This is a genomic window from Metabacillus idriensis (assembly GCF_009674765.1).
Lineage (GTDB): Bacteria > Bacillota > Bacilli > Bacillales > Bacillaceae > Bacillus_P > Bacillus_P idriensis.
This window is the reverse complement of sequence record NZ_WKKF01000015.1, coordinates 37,794-61,025: the sequence shown is the minus strand read 5'-3', so window position 1 is coordinate 61,025 and position 23,232 is coordinate 37,794. Positions and strand designations below refer to the sequence as shown.

The 23,232-nt window shown below is 42.0% G+C and carries 26 protein-coding genes; 2 read left to right on the top strand and 24 right to left on the bottom strand.

Annotation, left to right across the window (positions count from 1 at the left end; all coding sequences use genetic code 11):
- From GJU41_RS22415 to GJU41_RS22350, 14 genes are all read right to left on the bottom strand, one after another.
- Window positions 1-781 (bottom strand): RNA-guided endonuclease TnpB family protein (locus GJU41_RS22415; RefSeq protein WP_154319649.1); only part of this gene is annotated, 781 nt, incomplete at its 3' end.
- A 203-nt stretch (window positions 782-984) separates the two neighbouring features.
- On the bottom strand, window positions 985-1,503 hold the full coding sequence (locus tag GJU41_RS22410) for a DinB family protein (protein ID WP_070875590.1): 519 nt from the start codon (window positions 1,501-1,503) through the stop codon (window positions 985-987).
- A gap of 116 nt (window positions 1,504-1,619) precedes the next feature.
- Window positions 1,620-3,248 (bottom strand): MDR family MFS transporter, encoded by a 1,629-nt coding sequence (locus tag GJU41_RS22405; RefSeq protein ID WP_154319648.1) that lies wholly within the window; start codon window positions 3,246-3,248, stop codon window positions 1,620-1,622.
- 13 nt (window positions 3,249-3,261) lie between these two features.
- The gene (locus GJU41_RS22400) at window positions 3,262-3,684 is read right to left on the bottom strand and encodes a MarR family winged helix-turn-helix transcriptional regulator (protein ID WP_070875588.1); all 423 of its coding nucleotides are present in this window, start codon (window positions 3,682-3,684) and stop codon (window positions 3,262-3,264) included.
- 319 nt (window positions 3,685-4,003) lie between these two features.
- Window positions 4,004-4,237 (bottom strand): YozE family protein, encoded by a 234-nt coding sequence (locus GJU41_RS22395; RefSeq protein WP_154319647.1) that lies wholly within the window; start codon window positions 4,235-4,237, stop codon window positions 4,004-4,006.
- Between the two features lie 79 nt (window positions 4,238-4,316).
- Window positions 4,317-4,598, bottom strand: a complete 282-nt coding sequence (locus GJU41_RS22390) for a YokU family protein (RefSeq protein ID WP_154319646.1) — start codon at window positions 4,596-4,598, stop codon at window positions 4,317-4,319.
- Window positions 4,591-6,003, bottom strand: coding sequence for a lysine 2,3-aminomutase (kamA, locus tag GJU41_RS22385; protein ID WP_154319645.1), 1,413 nt, complete (start codon window positions 6,001-6,003; stop codon window positions 4,591-4,593). The genes GJU41_RS22390 and kamA overlap by 8 nt, the downstream gene beginning before the upstream one ends.
- An 87-nt stretch (window positions 6,004-6,090) precedes the next feature.
- Complete coding sequence (locus tag GJU41_RS22380; RefSeq protein ID WP_070875584.1) at window positions 6,091-7,491, bottom strand: sigma-54 interaction domain-containing protein; 1,401 nt, start codon at window positions 7,489-7,491, stop codon at window positions 6,091-6,093.
- 48 nt (window positions 7,492-7,539) lie between these two features.
- Complete coding sequence (gene ablB / locus GJU41_RS22375; RefSeq protein WP_318185828.1) at window positions 7,540-8,394, bottom strand: putative beta-lysine N-acetyltransferase; 855 nt, start codon at window positions 8,392-8,394, stop codon at window positions 7,540-7,542.
- 71 nt (window positions 8,395-8,465) lie between these two features.
- A complete protein-coding gene (locus GJU41_RS22370; RefSeq protein WP_154319644.1) occupies window positions 8,466-9,896 on the bottom strand; it encodes an aldehyde dehydrogenase family protein in 1,431 nt (476 codons plus the stop codon).
- 36 nt (window positions 9,897-9,932) lie between these two features.
- On the bottom strand, window positions 9,933-11,234 hold the full coding sequence (locus GJU41_RS22365; protein ID WP_154319643.1) for a peptidase: 1,302 nt from the start codon (window positions 11,232-11,234) through the stop codon (window positions 9,933-9,935).
- A 12-nt stretch (window positions 11,235-11,246) separates the two neighbouring features.
- On the bottom strand, window positions 11,247-11,897 hold the full coding sequence (locus GJU41_RS22360) for a 3-oxoacid CoA-transferase subunit B (RefSeq protein WP_070875581.1): 651 nt from the start codon (window positions 11,895-11,897) through the stop codon (window positions 11,247-11,249).
- On the bottom strand, window positions 11,876-12,574 hold the full coding sequence (locus tag GJU41_RS22355) for a CoA transferase subunit A (RefSeq protein WP_070875598.1): 699 nt from the start codon (window positions 12,572-12,574) through the stop codon (window positions 11,876-11,878). The genes GJU41_RS22360 and GJU41_RS22355 overlap by 22 nt, the downstream gene beginning before the upstream one ends.
- A 17-nt stretch (window positions 12,575-12,591) precedes the next feature.
- On the bottom strand, window positions 12,592-13,935 hold the full coding sequence (locus GJU41_RS22350) for an aspartate aminotransferase family protein (RefSeq protein WP_154319641.1): 1,344 nt from the start codon (window positions 13,933-13,935) through the stop codon (window positions 12,592-12,594).
- A 207-nt stretch (window positions 13,936-14,142) separates the two neighbouring features.
- On the opposite strand from GJU41_RS22350, the gene GJU41_RS22345 reads away from it, so the two are divergent.
- Window positions 14,143-14,328 (top strand): DUF6954 family protein, encoded by a 186-nt coding sequence (locus GJU41_RS22345; RefSeq protein ID WP_070875579.1) that lies wholly within the window; start codon window positions 14,143-14,145, stop codon window positions 14,326-14,328.
- A gap of 125 nt (window positions 14,329-14,453) precedes the next feature.
- On the opposite strand, the gene GJU41_RS22340 is transcribed toward GJU41_RS22345, so the two are convergent.
- From GJU41_RS22340 to GJU41_RS22330, 3 genes are read right to left on the bottom strand one after another with little or no spacing between them, the layout of a single operon-like run.
- On the bottom strand, window positions 14,454-14,903 hold the full coding sequence (locus GJU41_RS22340; protein ID WP_154319640.1) for a GNAT family N-acetyltransferase: 450 nt from the start codon (window positions 14,901-14,903) through the stop codon (window positions 14,454-14,456).
- A gap of 10 nt (window positions 14,904-14,913) precedes the next feature.
- Window positions 14,914-15,618: a nucleotidyltransferase domain-containing protein gene (locus GJU41_RS22335; protein WP_154319653.1), complete on the bottom strand. Its 705-nt coding sequence runs from the start codon at window positions 15,616-15,618 to the stop codon at window positions 14,914-14,916.
- Window positions 15,619-15,640: 22 nt separating this feature from the next.
- Complete coding sequence (locus tag GJU41_RS22330; protein WP_170292889.1) at window positions 15,641-16,141, bottom strand: ankyrin repeat domain-containing protein; 501 nt, start codon at window positions 16,139-16,141, stop codon at window positions 15,641-15,643.
- 482 nt (window positions 16,142-16,623) lie between these two features.
- Here GJU41_RS22330 and GJU41_RS22325 point away from each other — a divergent pair, with 482 nt between their 5' ends.
- Complete coding sequence (locus GJU41_RS22325) at window positions 16,624-17,310, top strand: phosphatase PAP2 family protein (protein WP_154319638.1); 687 nt, start codon at window positions 16,624-16,626, stop codon at window positions 17,308-17,310.
- 509 nt (window positions 17,311-17,819) lie between these two features.
- Here GJU41_RS22325 and GJU41_RS22320 read toward each other — a convergent pair.
- From GJU41_RS22320 to GJU41_RS22290, 7 genes are all read right to left on the bottom strand, one after another.
- Complete coding sequence (locus GJU41_RS22320; protein ID WP_070875575.1) at window positions 17,820-18,248, bottom strand: MarR family winged helix-turn-helix transcriptional regulator; 429 nt, start codon at window positions 18,246-18,248, stop codon at window positions 17,820-17,822.
- A gap of 26 nt (window positions 18,249-18,274) precedes the next feature.
- Window positions 18,275-18,991, bottom strand: coding sequence for a GTP pyrophosphokinase (locus GJU41_RS22315; protein ID WP_070875596.1), 717 nt, complete (start codon window positions 18,989-18,991; stop codon window positions 18,275-18,277).
- A gap of 52 nt (window positions 18,992-19,043) precedes the next feature.
- Window positions 19,044-19,451 carry a transcriptional regulator SpxA gene (spxA, locus tag GJU41_RS22310; RefSeq protein WP_070875574.1) on the bottom strand — a complete coding sequence of 136 codons (408 nt, stop codon included), beginning with the start codon at window positions 19,449-19,451 and terminating at the stop codon, window positions 19,044-19,046.
- A 511-nt stretch (window positions 19,452-19,962) separates the two neighbouring features.
- Window positions 19,963-20,115, bottom strand: coding sequence for a hypothetical protein (locus tag GJU41_RS22305; RefSeq protein WP_154319637.1), 153 nt, complete (start codon window positions 20,113-20,115; stop codon window positions 19,963-19,965).
- Window positions 20,116-20,216: 101 nt separating this feature from the next.
- On the bottom strand, window positions 20,217-21,707 hold the full coding sequence (locus GJU41_RS22300) for an amidase (RefSeq protein ID WP_170292888.1): 1,491 nt from the start codon (window positions 21,705-21,707) through the stop codon (window positions 20,217-20,219).
- A gap of 158 nt (window positions 21,708-21,865) precedes the next feature.
- Window positions 21,866-22,303: an SRPBCC family protein gene (locus GJU41_RS22295; protein ID WP_154319636.1), complete on the bottom strand. Its 438-nt coding sequence runs from the start codon at window positions 22,301-22,303 to the stop codon at window positions 21,866-21,868.
- A 24-nt stretch (window positions 22,304-22,327) separates the two neighbouring features.
- Window positions 22,328-23,116 (bottom strand): SRPBCC domain-containing protein, encoded by a 789-nt coding sequence (locus GJU41_RS22290; RefSeq protein ID WP_154319635.1) that lies wholly within the window; start codon window positions 23,114-23,116, stop codon window positions 22,328-22,330.
- Window positions 23,117-23,232 lie beyond the last annotated feature (116 nt).

The following is a 23,232-nucleotide window of genomic DNA, read 5'->3' as shown; positions in this document are numbered from 1 at the left end:
GCAAGTAGTCTGAGCGTGCGTTCCTGATTTTTCCGTGGATTCTTGCCACTTCCACCTTTTGTTTTTGGTAGTTTTTTGCATCATCAAGTTTGCATGTTCTCTTTAATGCTGCTTCTTTTCGTCTGGAAAGAATTCGTTGTGCTTTTACTAGTTTCTTTTCCAGTTTGCGGAAGTGTTTTTGATTTTCGAATACGGTTCCGTCAGATAGGATCGCAAAGTGTTTCAGCCCAACGTCAACACCAACAGATGAACCCGTTTTCGGTTTTGGCAGAACCTCGGTTTCTGTCAAAACCGAAACAGAATAGTTACCGCTTGGATGACGTCTTACTGTCGCATTAAGAATACGTCCTGTTACTTCACGGCTTTTTGCAAATCGGACAAGACCAAGTTTAGGCAATTTGATTTTATTTTCGATGATCGCAATGTTTCCATTCGTATGTTTTGTCGTATAGGACTGCACGCTATTCTTCTTAGACTTAAAACGTGGTGCTTTGTTCTGCTTTTTAAAGAAACGTGTATACGAATCAGAAAGATTTTTTAGTGAGGATTGAAGGGCAATGCTATCAACTTCTTTTAGCCACAGTAATTCTTTTTTCAGCTGAGTTAATTCAGCTGAGCAAGACTGGTAGGTTAATCCTTTCCCCGTTCCTGTATATGACACATTCCATATCTCTAAGAACCGGTTGAATACGAAACGACTGCAGCCGATTGTTTTAGCAATGATCGTTTCTTGTTCTTTCGTGGGATAGATACGGAAGTTGTATGCTTTGTTTACGATCAACGATAGTACCTCCTTTAACAGGAACGTATGTTCTTATAATAGCATAAGAGAGAAAGTTTTGGCTACCTCCAACCGAAATTCATCTCCCTCTTATCGTTGGGCTACGCCCTTCTCACGATTGAAGAGGGAGTCTTCTTTCGGGAAGAAGTTCACGATAAAAGAGATTCCTACTAAAATAACGAGCAGCCAATGACCGTATTTATTCAATGCGCAAGCCCCTCTTTCTTTTCATAAAGGTAAAATACATAATCTAAAGGCACACCCGGCACTCCCTCCTGCCTAAGCATGGCTGTGATGTTTCCGCGGTGATAGGTTCCGTGGTTTGCTACATGCTGGATCAATTCAAAAACATTGGTTTCTAATTTACCATACTGCGGGTGTTCAATTGTAAATGTTCTTTCTGAATCTGCCTGTTCATTTAAAAATAGTTCGTATTCGTTCCCCAGTTTTACAAACATTCCTTCTAATTCTTCCAAACTTCTATTTTCTGTCTCTTTCCGGGCTTTTCCAAGGTAAGCCATTATGCTTTCAAAAGAATCCTGCTTGATGACTTTCAGCCAAAGGGCATCCGTAAGATAAATGTGAACCATAACATGGGACAGCGTCGGAAAAACACTCACTATTTCATTTGTATACAATTCCTTTGGCAATTCTTTAAGACGGTTAAACACTCTAGTATTCGACCACTTGTGAAAATCATACAGCTGGACCGCATTTGACATGAAGCTCATCCCTTTCTTTATTGCCGAATTCCCTCCTCTCAATTATAACTTATTATGGAAAAAATTTCTTTTTTTAATATGAAAAAACCAAGGCACAAAATGCGCCTTGGTTCCCGTTAATTTTCGCTGCTTTGCAATTTACCTGTGTTAATCTGCTTTTCTTTGTTTACAGCTGGCTGATCCTTTGCACTTCTTAGCGGAATTTCTTTAATAAAGAATGTTAAGAGAATCGCTAAGGCCATCGTGATGGTGACAAAGATGAAAACACCAGATAATGCATAGCTCAGTGAATCCTGAAGCTTGAGAATGACGTTTTCAAAGAAGGGAATCGCTTCTTTGGGCAGCGTATTTTTGAGTCCATCAAGTTTTTCGTGATCCAGCAATAGCTGCGGATTTTGCAGAGATTCCAATTTGCCGGCAAGTTCAGGTGAAGCAGCCATTTGATTCGTGTCACCAGTTTGACTCATGGACGCCATTTTATCCTTCATCCGTGAGTTAAGCAATGTACCCATGATGGCAACCCCAACCGTTCCGCCTACAGATCTGAAAAGCTGAGATGAAGCAGTTGCTACACCCAGAAGCTTTTGATCGACCGCATTTTGAACGGTTAAGGTAAAGACCGTCATGCCGATTCCGATTCCAAATCCGACTAATGTTAAATAAAACACTAATAGATATTGTGATGTTTCTACACTCATTGTAGACAGCAAGTATAGACCTGCAGCTGAAATACATAGACCGATGATGGCCTGCAGCTTATATTTTCCCGTTTTCGAAATAATCTGGCCGCCAAGCGCACTTGCAAAAACCAATCCGAGCGTCATCGACATCGTCAGGAAGCTCGAATGCGTAGCAGAATAGCCGAGCACACCCTGAATGAAGTAAGGAACGTACATGACGCCTCCAAACATGGAAACACCGATGACAAAACCAATAATATTTGAAATCGTAAAGATGCTGTTTTTAAATAAATCGAGTGGCAAGATCGGACTAACCGCTTTTCTTTCAACAAAGACAAAAATGATCAGAGACAGCGCTGTAGCTCCGAACAGAGATAAAATCTGAGCAGAATCCCAGTCGTATTTCGTTCCTGCCCATGAAAAAGCCAGCAATGCCGTTGTGATCGCCGCAGATAAAAAGACCGATCCAAGATAATCGACCTTCTCTCCTGCTTTTTTCACAGTTGAAGGGAAAAGCTTCCAAATCAAAACGAGAGCTACTATACCAAGAGGCAAGAACACCCAGAAGACCCATTTCCACTCAAGGTTATCAACGATGTAACCTCCAAGTGTCGGACCAAACACACTTGAAATCCCAAACACGGCACTCATGGCACCCTGCCATTTTCCGCGTTCACGCGGTGCGAAGAGATCTCCTACGGCTGTAAAAGCTGTAGACATAATCATCCCTGCACCAAATCCTTGAATCCCCCGATAAACGATCAGCTGAACGATGTCCATTGATGTTCCCGCTAAAAATGCACCGACTGAAAAGATAAGGATACCGATAATAATGAACGGCTTTCTTCCATAAATATCGGACAGCTTACCAACAAGGATCGTTGTGATCGCACTTGTCAGCATGTAAATCGTAAATACCCAGCTGTAATAATCAAGTCCGCCAAGATCCGAAATAATCTTCGGCAAAGCATTCCCTACAATTGTTTGATTGACAGCCGCAAAAAACATCGCGGCAATAATGGCGATCATAATCGTGATCTTTTCTTTATGACTTAAATGTTCCATAGTTCCACCTCTATTATTCTTCTAGTAATTTCGTTAATAAGCGATTAAACAGAATGATTTCTTCATCGGTTACGTTTTCCAGCTTCTGATGAAAGTATTCTGTAATGGTCGTTTCCACTTCAGTTTTTACTTTTTCTCCCGTTTCAGTCAGCTCCAGATAGACCACTCTTCTGTCATCAAGTGCGCGTATGCGGATTAAATAGCCCTTTTTGATCAGTTTCTCACTGACAGAAGTGATATGGCTCGCAGACACACTTAATTTCTCAGCAATCTGGCTGATATTTATATGTTTTTGCTCATCAATGAGGCGAAGGACCATAAATTCATTGAACGGAAGAAAAGTATCCAGTAGTTCATTCAAATGGGTTCGGGTCATTTTATTTAACTTCCGATAATTAGAGAGAAATTCATACGTAAGTTCCTGTCTTGTTTCCATTTTCCCCTCCTGTGCACTTAATGTAATTAATATTTAACCTACTTAACTATTAACTTTATTAAATATAAGATGATTCGAAGGTGTTGTCAAGAAATAAAAAAATAGGAACTAATTCTCTTCTTCCAGGTCCTTTTCAATTAGTTACAACGTTACACTTTGTACGTTTTCTCACAAAAAAACTGTTTTCGCATAAATTGTTGTTTTCCAATATAAATCTTGTCCGTTCCTTTCCGCTCCACTTATGGTTTTAACAAATAGTCTAAAAGCAAAAAATATTACGAAAGAGCAAAAAAAAAACAACCTACAAAGTAAGTTGATTTTAAAACGCTGCTTTTTTAAGAATTTCGTTTTCATACAGGTCCCAGACTTCATCGAAAACGACGAGGCTGCGGAGGTATGATCCGTTCAATTCGAGGTAGGAGCTGATTTCATGGTAGTCATCTGAAGCCTTTGGAAAGCTGTGGTCATCATATGCGTCGTTTGCAAATTGGCTTATATCATCGGCTGGTTTTGGATGTCGGTATTTCATTAAATAATGGTAAAAAGATTTCAAGGTAAATCCCCCTGTCACAATTACGTATGGAAAGTGACCCTATTATAACGTTTATTGGACAAGAAGAAAACCTTAGAGGTCAGGTGAAATCAAAGTAGTTGCGCTTCAGGTGACGCTTCCACTTCATCAGTTCTTCGTAAGCTATGCGGTTTGGCAGCTCTTTTACGGCAATTAGAAGGAGCTGATTTTCGATTTCATTGATGGTCTGTTCACTTTGATAGCTGATGCCGCAGTCCGGACAAGAGATGCAAGGTGTGTCTGAAATCTCGATGGCGCGAGATCCGTCAGGCAGCTCCCAATGGACAAGGTTGGTTGAGTGCTTTGCATGTTGCGATTCACACCATTCGCAGCGCTCACTCATTTTCTGCTGCCTTCTTTTCTTCAGATTTTAATAGCTGGGCGCGGTATTTTTTATCTTTTAATTCGTCGCGTTTTCCCCGCTTATCTTTTAATGTGGAGTGTGCCGGGTTTGTTTCAAACGTTTTTCTTCTATTGATTCTGCCAATACCTTCAGGGGTCAGGTTGAACTGGGCATCCTCATATAAACCTGCAATTCCGGATAGTGATTTTTTAGATGCTGAATCAGGATATACTTCATTAAAGTAATCATCTGCAAGACCCGGTATATAATTTTCCGGCTCCGGATAGGTCGTGATGACGCCTTCAAAGTTACGGAGCACAACTTTGTCAGGACTTTGAGAAATTAAATAGTTTGGCTGCAGGGCAATTTTTCCGCCGCCTCCGGGAGCGTCAACGACAAATGTTGGGACCGAATAACCGCTTGTGTGTCCGCGGAGGCCCTCAATAATCTCTAGACCCTTTGAAACAGGTGCGCGGAAATGCCCGATTCCTTCTGATAAGTCACATTGATAAATGTAATATGGCCGCACTCTGATTTTAACGAGGTCATGCATCAGTTTTTTCATGATTTGCACGCTGTCATTGATGCCTGCAAGGATAACGGCCTGATTTCCGACCGGCACGCCTGAGTTCACAAGCATTTCACATGCTTTCTTAGATTCTTCGGTAATTTCAATCGATGTATTGAAGTGAGTATTCAGCCAGACTGGATGATATTTCTTCAGGATATTGCAGAGATTTTCTGTAATGCGCTGCGGGAAAACGACAGGCGCACGTGTGCCGATCCTGATGATTTCGACATGATCAATTGCGCGGAGATTTTTAAGAATATATTCAAGGATCGTGTCATTAATGAGCAATCCGTCACCGCCTGAAATCAGCACATCCCGCACTTCAGGTGTTTGAGCGATATAATTGATCGCATCATCAAGCTGTTTTTTAGGCACACCCATGCCAATTTGACCTGAAAAACGCCTTCTAGTGCAATATCTGCAGTACATCGAGCATTGATTGGTTACTAGAAACAGCACGCGGTCCGGATAGCGGTGAGTCAATCCAGGAACAGGCGAATCTTCATCTTCGTGAAGCGGATCTTCAAGGTCATATTTTGTTTTATAAAGCTCCTGTGAGATCGGAACTGACTGCATGCGGATCGGACATCTCGGATCATCTTCATTCATTAGCCATGCATAATATGGAGTTATATTTAAAGGGATGGTTTTCGTTGATATTTTAACCCCTTCTTCTTCATCAGGAGTCAAGTTAATGACTTTTTTAAGGTCATCCAGTGTGCGGATTGTATTTGTCAGCTGCCAGAGCCAGTCATTCCACTGTTCATCTGTGACATCTTTCCAGAGTTCGATGTCTTTCCAGTCGCGCTTCGGCTTGTATAGATCGTATTTCATGGCAGTTCCCCCATTTCGGTCTTTACCATTATTACATGCAAAAACCATGCCAATGTGACTGGTAGCCGTTAAATTCACATCCGTTAATTATACGTTCTGTTTTGGTGCCGAAAATTGGTCAGGAAAATACTTTTTCACTTTATACTGAAGGGTTTGTCTCGGAATTTGGAGCAGCTTTGCTGTTTTCAAAATATTGCCATCACATTCTGCAAGCGCTTCTTGGATGATTTCTTTTTCTATCAGGGACATTTTTTCATGAAGAGAATGCGGTTCTTTTGCCGTCTCTTTCACATTCAGCAAGTACGGCGGTAAATGGCCCATGTGAATACGATTGCCATCACACATATTCATGGCATACTCAATGCAATGCTTTAACTCCCTGACATTTCCCGGCCAGGGGTGGCGCTTTAACAGAGCATGCACTTCATCTGTTATACCTCCAACACGCTTCTGAAATTCGTGATTGTACATTTTTATGAAAGAAAAAATCAGTAAGGGAAGGTCCAGCGGCCGTTGTCTGAGCGGCGGAAGATTGATTCCGAAGACGTTTAAACGATAATATAGATCTTCCCGCATTTTTTGCTGCGCCAGGCATTGTTCAGGACTGGTGTTCATGGCGGCAATCACTCTGACATCGACATTGATTGAATGACTGCTTCCGATTCTCCTGATCGTGCCATCATCAATGACTCTAAGCAGCTTTGCCTGCAGATTCAGAGGCATCGATTGCAGCTCATCCAGAAAAAGCGTGCCTCCATGTGATAGCTCAAATAAACCAGCTCTGTCAACCGCACCTGTATAACTCCCTTTTGCTGTGCCAAATAATAAACTTTCAAGCAAGGCTTCAGGCAGAGCTGCACAGTTTTGGGCGATAAAAGGAGCATCCCTCCGCTGTGATTCATTATGGATAGCCTGGACAATTAATTCCTTGCCTGTTCCTGTTTCCCCGTATACGAGAACATTTGAAGAGGTTTTTGCGGCTTGTTTAACAAGTGTTTTAATGATGAGAAGGTTCTTGCTTGCTGTAATAATGTCATCAAGAACATACTTTGTGCCACTGGATCTCTCCGCTTTTGGAGGCGAATGCACTTGCTTTTGAAGATCGGCCAGACGCTCTGTCAGCCGCTTGATCGCCGAGTAATCTTTTGCAATTTCAACCGCGCCGATCACTTTGTCCTCTGATAAAATCGGCAGGCTCGTGTTCACAGTTTCAATTTTTTCGCCCTTTATATTTATGTACGTTTGGGAATGGTGATAAATCGGCTTTTTTGTTTTAATGGCTTTCAAGAGCGTGCTCGTTTCCTCCGAAAGGGACGGAAAAACATCAAATAAATGCTTGCCTACAACCTCATCGACTTTCAGGCCATCATGATAGGCAGCAATCTCGTTGTAAAAAACAGTGATTCCATTCTCGTCAACCGCATGAATCCCTTCATCAATTGTTTCTAAAATATGATGAATGATTTGCTCCCGATTTTGATTTGTCAAAAGTTCCCCTCCTTTAACGTAAACTGCCGGATTTTCGGCATCGATTGCTCAATTTCCGGCAGACAGATCTTTGCACCATACATTCATGTTTTCAAGATCTGTGCTGATGACACAATTATTTGTGAGCCTGCCGGTATATTCGTAATCCAGCTGATGCAAAACGGCATTCATGCCGAATGATTCTGCTCTTGCAATGGAATAAACACAAAAAACACCTTGATCACAAAGCTTTTGCTCAAGTAATAGGATCAGGCTTCTCATTAATTTATGCTTTCTGACCTCAGGCAGCGTTGCACAGTCTGTAATTTCAGCATTGTTGTATGCCGCATTAATTTCAGCAGAAGCAGCGCTTACGATCGTGTTTTCTTTTTCAGCAAGAAAATAAATGGTGCCATCCCTCATCGTTTTTTGTATATAATCACTTGAATGAAGCGGTGTTGGATACACATCAAATACGGCTTTGTATAATTCTGCAAGCTTTTCTGCATCATGTTCATCAGCTGCACGAAATCCAAATTCGCCTGACTGCAAGTGAACGGTTTTCTTTTTTTCATTGATTGACGTGATGATGCTGTCCTGCTTTGTCCAGCTGTCTGTCTTTCTTCTTTCTTCACTTAAATATTTCGTGAAAAAATAGGCATCTTCACCGTGAAAATAATTCTTAATGATGGCTTCAAGCTGAAATTGCTCCTTTAATAGATTAGTGATGTCACATGCTTTCCCTTTAACAATCACTTTTGTGAAGCGATTATCTGATGCTAATTTGGAAGCATCTTTCAGCAAGGAATCTGTCTTTCCGCGATAATCATCGATTCTGAGCCTTTTGTTAAAATAATCGAGTACGGCTTCAGCGCGATAATCCTTTTTAGACAGCATTTTTATTTCAGAGTACGTTTTTTTCAAGAACGGGTCCCCCTTTAGATAAAAATCACCTTAAAAAATAGAGTGCGGTGTGCACACTCTATTTTTTAAGCTTAGAACTTGGCATGATTAAAGGAAATCAGCTTAAGTTCAGTCAGTTCTTCGATCGCATATTTAATGCCTTCTCTGCCGAATCCGCTGTCCTTCACTCCGCCATATGGCATATGATCAACACGGAAGGTTGGAATGTCGTTGATCATGACACCGCCCACATGAAGGGCTTTTGCCGCTTGGAACGCCAGGTCAACTTTATTTGTAAATACGCCGGCCTGGAGTCCATATTTTGAGTTATTTACTTCATCAATTGCTTCGTCAAAGGTTTTGAAGGAGTTGATGATGACAATTGGAGCAAATGCTTCCTGGCAGGAGAGGTTTACGTCAGACGGGACTTTCACTAAAATCGTCGGCTGAACCGTCTGATTATCACCGTTTTTGCCGCCGCACACGATTTGTGCTCCCGCTCTCTCCGCTTCCTCGATCCAGGAAACCGCACGATCAACGTCATCACCTGAAATTAAAGAGGATACATCTGTCTCTTCATCAAGCGGGTTTCCGAGCTTGAGTTTTTTCGTTGCCTCCACTGCTTTTTGGACAAATTCCTCAAACACACTTTCATGAACATAAATACGCTGTACGGAGATGCAGACCTGGCCCGCATAAGCAAATGCTCCTGTCACACATCTTGGAGCAATCTTGGATACGTCCGTATCATCATCTACAATGACGGCAGAATTTGAACCTAATTCAAGCAGTGTTTTTCTCATGCCGGCTTCTTGTTTAAGCTTTTTCCCTACATCAGGACTTCCTGTAAACGTGAGTGCCTTTATTCGTTCATCGGATGTGAAATGTTTTCCGATCTCGCTGCCTTTACCTGTTACAATGTTCAGTGCACCTTCAGGCAGACCCGCTTCATGAAAAAGCTTTCCGATGAAGTATGCGCTTAATGGTGTTTGAGTCGCTGGTTTCAACACAACTGTATTGCCTGCCGCAAACGCCGGTCCAAGCTTGTGTGCGACGAGATTCATTGGAAAATTGAAAGGCGTGATCGCTCCAATGACACCGATTGGCTCCCTCACTGTGTAGGCTGTGCGGTTTTCTCCGCCTGGGGCAGCATCCAGTGAAATGGTCTCACCGTTCAGCCGTCTTGCTTCCTCAGCTGCAAATGTATACGTCATAACGGTACGGTCTACTTCTGCTCTTGCCGTTTTAATTGGTTTAGCGGCCTCTTTTGCAATAATCGCTGCCGCTTCTTCTTTTCGTTCAGCAAGGAGCTGGGCTGTTTTCAGTAATATATCTGCACGCTTATGGGCAGGCAGAGCGTTCATCTTCCTGATCGCTCCACTTGCAGCGTCAACTGCCGCTTTTACTTGATCCTGACCTGCAATGGCAACCTCTGCGAGCAGTTCATCCGTGTAAGGAGACTTTAATTCCTGATACTTGCTTGCTTCCATATGCTGTCCATTGATCCATAAATGCTGCTTCATTTGCGAACACCTCTATTATTTAGTCGTTTCCATCTGTTATTTACCCTCTCCGTCAGTCTGTAAAAACATCTCCCCTGACACTCCGCACCATTCCATTAAGAAAACAGCCAGAATTTTTGTGCAGTCGATGATTTTATCAATTTCGATATATTCATTTGGAAAATGAGCCACCTCTGTTTCCCCTGGACCAAATACAATGGAAGGAATATCGCCTGCATGAGATAGGAGGCCTGCATCTGTACCCCAAGGAGAGGCTTCAATGATCGGTTCTTTTTTCATGATCTCTTTATAGGAATCTATCAATGCGGCAGTCAATGGATGATCGCTTCCGATTTCATTTGGAAGCCATCTTGCCCCAAACCACTCCAGTTCAACCGGATATTCTTTGAACCATTCATCCTTGGCAGAAAGATCAGAAATCCAATCCTGAAATTCTGTCTGCACCTCTTCTATTGTTTCATTCGGGGCAATCCCGCACCTTCCTTCAAGGGTAACAAGATCTGCCACAGATGATGGCCATGTGCCTCCTTCTATTTTTCCAATATTAATAGGGACTGGAATTGGAATGCTTTTATAGAGAGGATCGGTTATTTTTTCGTTGCGCTTTTTTTCAAGCTCAAGGATATGCTTTACAACGAGCGTACTTTTTTCAATGGCGCTGATTCCTTCATATCTCGTTCCGCCGTGTGCAGAACGCCCCTTTATTTTCAGCTTAAACCACATGGATCCCTGCTGTTTTTGAAAAATTTTCATTTTAGTAGGCTCCGGAATGATGGCTGCATCTGCTTTGTATCCGCGCAATATGGCAGCGAGAGTTCCCGCTCCGCCGCTTTCTTCTTCAATGACACTTTGAAAAATAACGTCTCCTTTTAAGGAAATGCCAGCTGCCTTAATGGCCTCCATTGCCATCAGCAGACAGACATTCCCGCCTTTCATATCCGTCGATCCCCGGCCGTAAAGACGGTTTTCTGTTACCTCAGCCTGAAAAGGGTCAACATCCCATTGCTTTAAATCTCCTTCCGGAACAACATCGATGTGACCATTAAAAATGACAGATTTTCCGCCACCTGTCCCTTTTAGAACACCGACAATATTAGGGCTGTCTTTAAAGGACGTTCTCGTTGAGACAAAATGCGGGTGCTGTTTGAGAACTTTCCCGCCAGGCTCCCACAGATCTATATCAAGCCTCAGCTGACGGCACTTTTCGAGGACGACCGCTTGGGCTGAAGCCTCCTGACCCTGTACACTTCTCTGTTCGACCATCTTTTTCAGTAATTTAATCGACCGGTTTCGATTTTCGTCTATCCATATGCAAACTTGCTCCTGCAAGTTTTTCATCGTATCACCCCTTCAAAGATTCATGACGATTTCAAGGTTTGCTCCTGTGCTTTTTATGACATCCTGAACGGTAAAAGGAGACATGATTTCTTTTAAAATAAGTCCTGACTCTCTCACTTCTATCACTGCCATATCCGTAATAATCAAATCGACACATTGTTTGGATGTGAGCGGCAGGGTGCAGTCTGTGAGAATTTTCGGATCGCCGTTTTTATTCACATGATTCATGACGACAATGACTTTTTTTGCTTTCCCGGCAAGTTCCATGGCTCCGCCCATTCCAGGGACCCGCTTACCTGGTACGATCCAATTGGCAAGATCTCCTTTTTCGCTTACCTGGAGAGAACCGAGTATCGTCAAATCGATGCATCCCCTTCGAATCATGCCAAACGCAGTTGTTGTGTCGAAATAAGAAGCACCTTTTTCCAGGGTGACAGGGTAGCCCGCAGCATTGCACAGTGTCTCCTCTTCTTCGCCTTGCACGGGTGTTGGCCCAATGCCGAGAATGCCGTTTTCTGCCTGTATCATCACTTGCGGTTTATTTTTTAAATAATTCGGCACGAGAGAAGGAATCCCTATGCCAAGATTCACAATCATGCCGTTTTCAATTTCCTGTGCTGCACGTTCTGCAATTTTCCCTCTTATTTCGGCTCCCATACCCACTTCCAGTTCACCCCTTCACTTTGTACGACGGCCTGAACAAAGACACCCGGGGTGATAATAGCTTCCGGGTCAAGCTCCCCCAAGCTTACGATTTCCTCTACTTCTGCAATGGTGTATTCTCCTGCCATAGCCATCAGCGGATTCATATTCCGTGCACTTTTTTTATAGATGATGTTTCCAAATTCATCTGCGGCCCTGCCGCATATGATAGCCACATCTGCCGTCAGGGCTGTTTCAATAAAATAAGTCCGCCCATCCACATGCACAAGCTCTTTTCCTTTTTCTGCAATCTCGCTTCCTATTCCGACATCCGATAGAATGCCGCCAAGGCCCATCCCGCCTGCACGGATTCTCTCGCCAAGAGTTCCCTGCGGTGAAAATTCCACCTCCATTTTGCCTTCTGACATCAAGGTGCCGGCAATCGGATTTGAGCCAATATGCGAAGCAATTACTTTGCGGACACGCCCGGCAGAAATCAATTTTCCAATTCCGATATGCGGAAAACCGGTGTCGTTGCAGATAATTTCGAGCTCTCGTACTTCTTTTTCCAAAATCGCGTCAATTAAAGACGGAGGCGTTCCAACACCGCCAAAGCCTCCTGCCATTAATGTGCAGCCGTCATTGATTTTGCCTATAACCTCATCAATTTGCCTGATTTTCTGAAATGAATTTGCAATCATACAGATTCTCCTTTTTATGACATCGGCAGCACTTCTGCTTCTATTTCTGCAATCGTTTTTGAAAATAGCTGGACTAGTTCGCTTAGCTCCTCGTCATTTATGGTCAGCGGCGGGGCAATTAGAATCGCATCGCCGTCTCCGCCTTCAATTCCTGCGGCAGATGGATAAACAAGGAGTCCGTTCTGCTGTGCTTTTTTAATGACACGGCTCGTAAGATTATAAGATTTAGGAAAAGGTTGTTTTGACGTTTGGTTCATAACAAACTCGATGCCTATTAATAACCCTTTTCCCCTGACATCTCCGATGATTTCTGTTTTTTTCTGCAATTTCTGGAGCTGTTTGATCAGCGTCTTTCCTTTTTCAGAAGCAGCATCGTTCAACTGATTTTTTTCAATATAATGCAAGACTGCAAGACTTACAGCTGCAGATTGAGGATTTGCGCTGTATGTATGCCCGCTCATGATTAATTTTGATCCCTGCTGAATGGGCCGCATCACCCTGTCGCTGATCAAGGTTGCCGCTACCGGTGCATATCCCGCACTTAAGCCTTTTCCGAGTGCAACGATGTCAGGAAGGGCTCCCCAATGCTCCATCGCCAGTGTTTTTCCTGTTCTTCCTATGCCTGTCATTACTTCATCCGCGATGAACAGAATGTCGTTTCGATCACAAATATCACGGATTTTTTCGTAATATCCTTCCGGAGGGGTAATCGCTGCTCCCGCCGCACCGACAACCGGCTCTGCCACAAATGCTGCAACGTGATCAGCACCGACCCTTCTTATCGCGGTTTCAAGTTCCCCTGTACATTTCGCTTTGCAAGAAGAGGGTTTTAATCCGTATGGACAGCGATAACAGTACGCCGGAGAAACAACCGGATTTGCTTCCAGCAGCTGCTGAAACCGGAAACGGCGCTCTGGATAGCCCGATAGAGACAGCGCCCCGATTGTAATCCCGTGATAGCTCATCCACCTGGAAATGATTTTTGTTTTTTTCGGCATGTTTTTTTCCTGAAAATACTGAATCGCGGTCTTCATGGCCGTTTCAATGGCTTCAGATCCGCTGTTGACCAGAAAAGTCCAGTTAAGGTCACCCGGCGTCATCTCTGCAAGCTTCTTTGCCAGACCCTCTGCAGCATAGCTTGAAAATTGAGACCGGTAGACAAAGGATACCTCCCGCGCCTGCTCCATCATGGCCTCTACTATTTCACCAACCCCATGTCCGATCGAACAGGTTACAGCACCAGATGATCCATCCAAGTATTTCTTGCCAGCCGTATCATATAAATAAACACCTTGTCCATGACTGACTTTTTTATAGCTTTCATCAAGCATCGGTTTGATTAAGTACTCCCTCTCCATCCGGAAACCCACACCTCACTTGCAATCAGAATATCGTGCTTCTTTCATTCTATGTGAAGGATAAACAGGTTATATCTATTGATGAAGGAAGCATGAAATTAGATGATCCACCCATTTTGAAAGCGTTATCATTTTTATTAAGGACATCTGTACCGCCAGTTTGTCTTGAAACATAGGATGTATGAAAAAGGTAAAAGGTGATATTCATTGAAGTGGATTGTAAATGGGGTCTTCCTGCTTTTATTCATGCTGCTTGCTTTCTTTGGAATCGGCCCTGTGCTGTTTTCTGACGGAGCTTTGGATGAACGGATTGTCACAGCATTTTTTGTCATTATGACGGCAAGTTTTCTTGGAGTTGTGTATCATTCTTTTTTAAGAAATTTCTTTAAATAAACGCTTGGAAGCCTTCCAAGCGTTTATTCTTTGCTCTTTGCTGTGTTTGGAATGATTGTTGCTTTGCGTATAGATCTTCCTCCCGCATGAAGTTCTCCTTCGTGCTCTTTTCCAAAAGTTTAATTTTAAATGGAGTAGGTCAGAAAATCTCCTTTTTTGCCCCCCATTTTTTCATAAAATCGCTGTGCTCTTGCATTATCGTTCGCTGTTTCCCAGGTCATGGCGGCGTATTGGTGCTCCCTGCTGTAAGTGTGGCAGCTTTTGAAAAGTTTTTCAGCAGCTCCAGTTCCCCTGTATGCTTCACGTACATAAAGATCATTCATAATCGTTATAGGTTCGGCTCTTGTTGTACTGTACGTGAAATAAAGAGTCGCAAATCCTGCAGCCTTGCCGTTCTCCTCAGCCAAAAATTGAATGCCTTTTTCTTTTTGCTGAAGTGTCTTAATCAGCTGATGAATTTTTTGTTCTGGAGGTTTTGGACATTGATAAAAATCGACGATGTATTCATACATAAGTTCTGTCAAAGGTTCTAGATCCAATTCTTTCGGGTGACGTATGATAAAAGACAAATTCATCTCTCCTATTCTATTCTTTTTTCCCCAGTGAAAACCCTGCAAAAAATCTGCCGCCGTGCGGCTTTAAGATTGAATCCGTCAAAGTAATAACTTTATCTTTGCGGCCCGTACGGAAATACTCGTCAAAAGTGGAAGTGAATTCACCTGCAAATTCAGGATCAAATTGCATGAGCGCCCGCGGGATCCATTTTGATTTACCTATGTATCTTCCATTTGTCAGCAGGACAAATTCATGGATCAGCCGAGCGAGTAATCCGGCAATAAAAATTTCTTCAGAGCGTTTACTGCTGCCAATAAAATCATCAAGTGCATCTGTTATGAAATAGCGCCTCATTTCAATTTCTTTATTTGAAAGGGGATCCGGACCTTTTTCTAAGAGCTCCTGTGCCTCCCTTTTAATTGGCTGCAGCAGATCTTCTCCTTTTAAAATATGGCCTTCAAAGACCATCCTTGGCATGGAAGGCGTCCCGCTTTTCCTGTCGCTTTGGAAAAACTGGCAATAGGACTCGAAATTATGGACGAATGCTTCAACTGGCCATCCAAAGTCAATAAATGATTCCCTGTAAGATGATGGGAGGGATTCATCAAATATAACAAGATCAAGATCCGACGTAATTGTGCCTTCGCCTCTGACTACACTGCCGGATAAAACAGCAGAGCTGCATGTTGGGTAGTGTTTTTCGATGATTTTTTTTGCTGCTTCTACTGGCTCCATTCTCATGTTTATCACCCTCGTTTTATGGTGTTTTCAGCACATTGATAAAATCTGAGTGACGTCTGCGTTCTGCTATTTCTGCAGCACTGCCCTGTCCTCCATTTAAGGTAACGTCTGCTCCGTTATGTATTAATAGATTTGCAACCTCGGCATTTCCTTCAAATGCTGCAGTTTGAATCGGAGCATGCCCATCACTGTCGATTGCGTTTACATCTGCACCGTTCCGAAGAAGCAGCTGAATAAGCTTTGGAGACTGTTTTCCGGCAACGGCTGCATGCAAAGCGGTATTTGATGGGATAAATGATAGCTTAGAATGTGAAGAAGCATTGATGTCAGCACCTTTATTCAAGAGTACTTTTACGAATTCTGCTTCACCGTAGTGACAGGCTAACCCGAGCAGCGTGAGTCCATTGTCATTTTCTGAATCTGCTAAACTGGCATCTTCATTCAACAATTCATTGAATCTGGCCAAATTCTTTTTTTCAAGCGCTTCAAATATTTCGGTTTTCTTTAATCCAATCATATTCATCACCTGTTTGTTTGAATTTTTTTTTTACATCGCGATTTGAAATATTCCAATTTCGTTCCCGAGAAGGTATAGTAGATTTTGCGGCTCTTAGCCCTAAGTTGATTATACCAATTTTTTCAATAATTGTAAGATTGCAAGATTCCTATTATTTATCATTAAAAAAGGCTGTTTTCTCTTATATTGTTTTTTGATGTTAAATGTTGTCCGTTCCTCTCCGCTCCAGTCACTTGCATTCCGCGGTCCGGGTGGGAGCCTCCTCGGCTTTGCCTGTGGGGTCTCCCATTTCCCTCTATTATCCCGCAGGAGTCAAGTTTATCCGCCACAATCCACTTAGAATTTTAAACATTTAGTCTAAAAGCAACAATGTTTACGAAAAGAGCCTTAAAAAAGATTAAGTTCCCCTATAAGGGGTATATATACAACAGAATTTTATCAGCATCAGCATAGATTAAAATCCAGCAAAAGAGGCGTTATTTATGTCAAAGGAAGCACTAACTAAAATAAGAGATTTATCAGGACTGCTGATCTTCCCTGTTCTTGGGATGATCTATGAATTATTAAATGCCAGCAAGCAGGGAGCTGAGAATATTGGAACGGTATTTGACTCCTTCATTCCATTCGTGCCAGTCTTCATCCTTCCCTACATCTTCTGGTATGTTTTTATGTTTGGATTTCTGCTTTATTTTTGGTGGAAAAATCCGGGCGTTTATTGGAAAACGATCATCGCCATCGTGATCGGAGAAATCATCTGCTTTGTCACTTATTTTTTCTTTCAAACTACTGTTCCGCGGCCACAGATTACAGGTGACAGCTTTCTCTTGCAGCTTGTTTCCATGATTTACAAGGCAGATGCGCCATTAAACTGTTTTCCAAGCATTCACGTTTTGACGACGATAATTATTATGCTCTCTTTTACTCAAATAAAGGATACTGGGAAAAGGATGAATGTTTTCACACAAATCACAGGAATCCTCATCATTCTCTCTACCTTATTTGTCAAACAGCATGTCATTTATGATGTCATCTCCTCCGTGTTTCTTGCATCAGGGATTTGGATGATCCTATTTGAACGAAAAGCTGTTGCTTGGAAACTGGCAAACATTAAAAATACAAGAAAAAATACAGCAAAAAAAAGCGGCTTATCAAAGGATCTCCCCTATTGATCAGCCGCTTTTCTACGAATATTTTCTTGCAGGTAAAGCAAAGATCAAATACATTCTTTCTAACGCAATAATAGGAAATGTTTCCTTTTATTTCTAGAGGGGTATATCTAGAATCATAATCATACATATAATATTGAGAGCTTCTTATGGATGAGGAACTAACACCGATAAAAGGAGGCTGCGAAAATGAGAGAATTTGAAGAAAAAGAAGATCTGTGCGACGAATGTTCATTTCATAAGAAATTGACATTCTCTGAAGCGGAAAATTTATGGTTATGCGATACTTGCTCAAATGAAGAAAGTTAAACAAAAGAAGGCCAGGAAACTGGCTTTCTTTTGTTATGTATTTGAAAGTATAATATTTTGCGCTTCGATGGCGAGTGGAATCGCTCAGGCTCCTCGGCCAGAAAGGCTCCGAAAGTATTGGCAAAAAGCGCCTTTTCTGTCGGATCCTTATCTGACATGCCTGCGCTAAACGGGCGCTTGCGCTTTTCTTATGTATATGAAAGTTATTGCCCCATCAAGCATTTATAAAAGATATCACGCAGGTTTTGAATTTCATCATCAGACAGCATGCCGAACATCTTCTGGATCTGCTGATTGATTTGGCTTCTGGCAGAATGAAGAAGATCTTTTCCAGAATCCGTGATTTCAAGGTTGTATGCTCTCCTGTCACGCTCGTTTTGACATTTCTGGACAAACCCGTCTTTGATCAGCTTGCTTGTAAGAACAGTCACACCGCCGGTTGTAATCTGCAATTGCTCTGCAAGGATGGACGGACGCTTCAGCCCTTCTGTTTCAAGAATTTGCAGGATTAAAATATGTGTTTTCGAAAGACCTACCTCATTCAGATGATTCCAGTCATTCATCCATTTACGTTCAAGTGAAACAAAAATCTCAAATAAGGAGACGATATTTTCACTTCTTTTTTTACTCATTCGCATTCATCTCCACAAACAGTTCCTTATTTTAATGAGTTTATTAAATCAATGGGAAGCTTAAATTGTTCCTTGTTGAACAGAAGCTGAGACAGCTCTCCTGCAGGTTCTTCTGCTTCTTTTAAGTCTGTCATTTCATTATGGAGCTTTTCCATTTTGAGGTCCAGTTCCGCAGCAGAGACTGCGGCTTCTTTAAGTTCCTTTGTGAGCCGCTCAGGAATTTCTTTATTATATTTATAATAAATTTTGTGTTCAAGGCTTGCCCAAAAGTCCATCGCAATTGTTCGAATTTGAATCTCAACAAGGATGTCTTCCTGACGGTCTGACATAAAAACGGGAATACTCACGATTAAATGCAGGCTTTGATAGCCGTTCGGCTTTGGATCTTTTATATAATCCTTGCATTCAACGACATTGATATCCTTTTGATTTTGAATCATCTCGCTGATTTGATAAATGTCCGACAAAAAAGAACAGGTGATGCGAATACCTGCTATGTCTTTAATATTCTTTTTTATATCACTCAATGAAAGGTCGTAGTTCTTCCTGTAAATTTTGTTTACGATGCTCTCAGGAGACTTCAGCCGCGAGCTGACATGTTCAATTGGATTATACTCATGAATATATTGAAATTCCTGTTCAAGGATATTAATTTTCGTATTCATTTCTTCTAACGCAAATTTATAAGACATCATAAACCGCGTTAATTCTTTTTTTATTTTCTTAAGCTGGTCAAAATTCATGTTGGGTATCGGCAATTCTTCCACTTCTACTACTCCTTTATCCCTACAGCCGTTAATTAGGCAGCATTGTTTTCGCTTCAAGAAGCTTTAATAGATAGGCCCGAATGTTGCGCGGAAGAAATTTTCGGATCTCATCTTCGTTAAATCCTACTAAAAACCGTTTTTCATCAAGTATGATCGGACAGCGCATGATACCCGGCTTCTCTTGAATGATCGCCAGTAATTCCTGCAGATGCAGAGCATCTACATTCATATCCAGTTCCTGAAATTGCTTTGACCGGGTCGATAGAATTTCATCTGTCCCCTCTTCTGTCATGCGGAGAATCTGTTTTAGTTCTTTCATTGTTAAAGGCTGAGTAAGAATGTTTCTTTCTGTATAGGAAATATCATGCTCTTCCATCCACATTTTAGACTTTCTGCAAGATGTGCAGCTGCAAGACGTAAACATAGTAATGGCCATTTATGAATTCCTCTCCTTTAATGAATGATTTCACATTCAATGGTTCGTGAATTTAGATAATGAAATATTATATATATATCTTACAAGTAAGATATATATAAATCAAATAATAACCTTTGAGAAGGAACCATTTTTTTATAGCTTTCCTGTTTGATTGGTGTTTTATTACCTATGAAAGGGGCTGTCCAGAAAGTCTGTTTTCGCATAATTATTGTTTTGATTATTAATGTTGTCCGTTCCTTTCCGCTCCAGGAACTTGCTTTCCGCGGTCCGGCTGGGAGCCTCCTCCGCCTGCCTGCGGGGTCTCCCATTTCCCTCTTATTCCCGCAGGAGTCAAGTTTATCCGCCACAATCCACTTATAGTTTGTAACATGGAGTCTAAAAACAACAAATTTTATGAAAAGAGCTTACATAAAAAAGCAGACAGGAAATACATTTGTTTTTCCTGCCTGCTTCATTTTAGAGACTTATTGGATAATCCCTTCATTATGCAGCTATGATCCTATGTTCGTTACTTCTTTTTAACTAAGCGTTTCCCGGGGGTCCTTGAAGGATATAAAGCCAATATGGAATCCATGACTGTATGTCCGCACACCTGGCACTTGCTGTCTGTATGCTTTTGAAGCATTCTGCATTTAGGGCAATTCTTTACTTCTTCTTCCATCAGTCATCCTCCAGCCTGAATAAATACTTTCCTTCTATATCGGCCAATTTTCAATAACTTTAACACGGACCCTGCATTTCATGGATAAAGCGTTATATAACTTAGAAAAATGGATTCCCTTCCATGCCAATCCACAGGTCAGATTGCTCAAGCTGTCCTGCAAGGGCAAGCAGCATGTCTTCTTTCCCTTTAGGTGCCACAAACTGAACGCCGAGCGGCAATCCTTCAGCCGTGATATGAGTAGGCACACTCATTGCAGGCTGTCCTGTCAGATTTGCAAGCTGCGTAAAAGGTGTAACGGTTAAGCTTTTTAAGAACATGTCATAAACGAATGATAAATGTTCCTCTTTCTTCAGCTCACTGACCTTCAGAAGCGACTGGATTTCTTCTTCAGTCTGAGTGAGTTCTCCGGCTTTAGGAGCTGGAAAAGCGGTTGCCGGGGTTAAATACAAGTCGAAGGTTTCATGAAAAGCAGCCATTTTAGCAGCTGCCATATCCCATTCAGCCAGACTCTGAGTAAATTCGGCAGCGGTTACGGAATGTCCTGCCACACTTAACACCCAAGTCACAATTTCTACATCATTTGCTGCGATTGGTCTGCCGAGCATTTTTTCTAGGCTAAGAATCGTTGCGGCCATTTCACCATTGTTCATAATATAGTAATTTTCCATCAGCCTGACACCGTCGATGCCGTTTCCCCGCTCCTCTACTTCATGCCCCTGTTCTTCAAGCCACTTCACCATGCGATGAACGGCATCCATCGCTTCTTCACTGACAGGAGTTCCTACAGGAGACTGAGTTTGAAAAGCGATTCTTAAAGGCCGTTTTATCTCTTTTCTGAGAACATCCGTATAGTTGCCTTCAAACAATGGTGTATGAAAAGCTGCTTCCGGCTGAATGATTTGGAGAAGATCAAGCATAGCTGCACTGTCACGGACTGTTTTTGACAAAACAAAATCAATTGAAGCTCCCTGCCATTGCCTGCCGACACTTGGACCAACAGGCGTTCTGCCTCTAGTAGGCTTTAATCCGAACAGACTCGTAAAAGAAGCTGGAATTCGAATTGAGCCTCCCCCGTCACTTGCACCTGCAATCGGTACAATCCCTGATGCTACGCTTGCAGCTGATCCTCCGCTTGACCCGCCTGCAGAGTACTTAGTATTCCATGGATTTTTCGTCTGACCATGAACCTCAGGCTCTGTAATGTTTTTCAAACCAAATTCAGGGGTGTTCGTATGACCTATAAATGAAAACCCCGCCTGTCTTAAACGTGCAACAAAATTCGAGTCTCTTCCTGCAATGTTATCTTTAAGAAGCTTTGAGCCTGCTGTTAGAGGTTCACCTTCTATCGCCTGTGAAATATCCTTCAGCAGAATGGGAACTCCCGCAAACGGCTGCTTTTGAAGATCCAGCTGGCTTAACTCTTTTAAAACTTTTTCCTGACGCGTGCGAACCACCCCATTTAAAAGCGGATTCACTAGTTCAATCTGCTTAAATGCTGCATCAGCCAGTTCTTTCGGTGTTACTTCTTTCTTTTTCACTAATTCGGCAAGTCCAGTCCCATCGTATTTTGCATATGTATATAAATCCACAATATTACCTCACTCTATGATTCGTCATTTGTGCTGCATTAAGTTATTTATAATCATCTGACAGGGGGTTCCTCCCGTTATTATACTTGTTTTAACTCTATCAAATAATCTGGAGGAAGAGTCAGATTTTACAGCTTTGATCATCTTAAGATACAGCGTTATCTTTTTTCAAGAATACTCTTCAGTTTTTTTAAATCTTTGTTATTCGCTCTTTTCATCATGATAGACATAAAAGGTGCGATCCCCTTTGAAAAGCCTGCCGGATTCCCTTTGTTTTGCAATGTCATTCTGGTTGTATGCTGATCCGACGGCTGCCATGTATAAATGGTTTCCATTGGAAAAGGTCCGTCAGCCGTTCTCATGACCATTCTTGCACCTGGAATGAATTCTGCAATTTCGTAAACATATGAGAGCTCCCGGCCAAGGAATTTTGCTTTAAATGCAATTCGAGAGCCAATTGTTAATGATTTTTCGTTCAGCCATTCTGCTGAATGAATATTTACATACCATTCAGGCGCATTTTCAGGGTCTGAAGCATACTGCGAAACCCTGTCTGCTGTGCACTGAATTTCTATTTCTGTCAATACGTCGACCATTCTCTTTATACCTCCAACAGGGAACTATTCTTTATTTTGTTCTGCATATTTTTTTAATAATGTTCCAAGCAGATGATTCCAGCCTTCTGTATGATCCTTCTCCCAGTTTTCTTCAATCAGCCCTGAAGCTGTATGGGAAAGCTGAAGAATGGTTGCATTCTCTTTTTCAACTAAACGGTACGTATAGGAACTATTGACTGCACCCTGCATTCCCAAGTGCCCCTGAAGGCGGATTTCTTCTGGAGCATTGACATAATAAACATTCCCCCACACTGCACCTTCTGTTTCGCCCCACCTTTCGATAAACTGACCGCCCGGTACAGGATCAAACGTAAACTTCGATGATACACCATATGGAGCTAACCGAAACTCCCACCAATCTTCAGCCTTTTCCGTTAATGCCTTAAATACTTTTTCTCTTGGTGCATCTATGAAAACCTCTTGTTCGATTCGAAATACTTTTGATTGCTGTTTTGAATTCATTTTTTCTTCTCCTTTTTGTTCAGCTGCAGCTCTTAAATTAAGTAAAGAACTTGCCGCTGTCTCCATGTATTTTCCTACCCACCGGTTATGCATTTCCTGCAGGGGAACAGCGTTTAAGTAATTAAGTCTGTATTTTCCTTCCCGCCTTACAACAACCAAGTTCCCTTCCTCTAGGGCCGTCAGATGTTTCATGATTGCATATCTGGATACTTCCGGAAAAAGATCATTTAATTCACCGGTTGTTTTAGCAGATTCTTTAAGAATATCCAGAATCCGTCTCCTGATTGGATGACCCAGCGCTTTAAACAATGTGGAAAGCATATCTTCCATTTCAACAGCCCTTTCGTTCATAATCTTAAGTGCCTAAATAGTCACATATAATGTGTGACTTAATAGTAACATGTTTTTTTTATCATGCACAATGATACACATCAAGTTAATGCCGT

Coding starts and splice junctions, on each gene's coding strand:
- GJU41_RS22410 (WP_070875590.1), bottom strand. CDS start 1,503: ATGTCAAATGCGGTCCAGCTGTATGATTTTCACAAGTGGTCGAATACT.
- GJU41_RS22305 (WP_154319637.1), bottom strand. CDS start 20,115: ATGGAAGAAGAAGTAAAGAATTGCCCTAAATGCAGAATGCTTCAAAAG.
- GJU41_RS22315 (WP_070875596.1), bottom strand. CDS start 18,991: ATGAATTTTGACCAGCTTAAGAAAATAAAAAAAGAATTAACGCGGTTT.
- GJU41_RS22405 (WP_154319648.1), bottom strand. CDS start 3,248: ATGGAACATTTAAGTCATAAAGAAAAGATCACGATTATGATCGCCATT.
- kamA (WP_154319645.1), bottom strand. CDS start 6,003: ATGAAATACGATCTATACAAGCCGAAGCGCGACTGGAAAGACATCGAA.
- GJU41_RS22335 (WP_154319653.1), bottom strand. CDS start 15,618: ATGGAGCCAGTAGAAGCAGCAAAAAAAATCATCGAAAAACACTACCCA.
- GJU41_RS22320 (WP_070875575.1), bottom strand. CDS start 18,248: ATGAGTAAAAAAAGAAGTGAAAATATCGTCTCCTTATTTGAGATTTTT.
- GJU41_RS22290 (WP_154319635.1), bottom strand. CDS start 23,116: ATGGAAGATATGCTTTCCACATTGTTTAAAGCGCTGGGTCATCCAATC.
- GJU41_RS22365 (WP_154319643.1), bottom strand. CDS start 11,234: ATGAAAAACTTGCAGGAGCAAGTTTGCATATGGATAGACGAAAATCGA.
- GJU41_RS22295 (WP_154319636.1), bottom strand. CDS start 22,303: ATGGTCGACGTATTGACAGAAATAGAAATTCAGTGCACAGCAGACAGG.
- spxA (WP_070875574.1), bottom strand. CDS start 19,451: ATGGCCATTACTATGTTTACGTCTTGCAGCTGCACATCTTGCAGAAAG.
- GJU41_RS22390 (WP_154319646.1), bottom strand. CDS start 4,598: ATGAGTGAGCGCTGCGAATGGTGTGAATCGCAACATGCAAAGCACTCA.
- GJU41_RS22400 (WP_070875588.1), bottom strand. CDS start 3,684: ATGGAAACAAGACAGGAACTTACGTATGAATTTCTCTCTAATTATCGG.
- GJU41_RS22325 (WP_154319638.1), top strand. CDS start 16,624: ATGTCAAAGGAAGCACTAACTAAAATAAGAGATTTATCAGGACTGCTG.
- GJU41_RS22370 (WP_154319644.1), bottom strand. CDS start 9,896: ATGAAGCAGCATTTATGGATCAATGGACAGCATATGGAAGCAAGCAAG.
- GJU41_RS22330 (WP_170292889.1), bottom strand. CDS start 16,141: ATGATTGGATTAAAGAAAACCGAAATATTTGAAGCGCTTGAAAAAAAG.
- GJU41_RS22340 (WP_154319640.1), bottom strand. CDS start 14,903: ATGAATTTGTCTTTTATCATACGTCACCCGAAAGAATTGGATCTAGAA.
- GJU41_RS22350 (WP_154319641.1), bottom strand. CDS start 13,935: ATGGAGAGGGAGTACTTAATCAAACCGATGCTTGATGAAAGCTATAAA.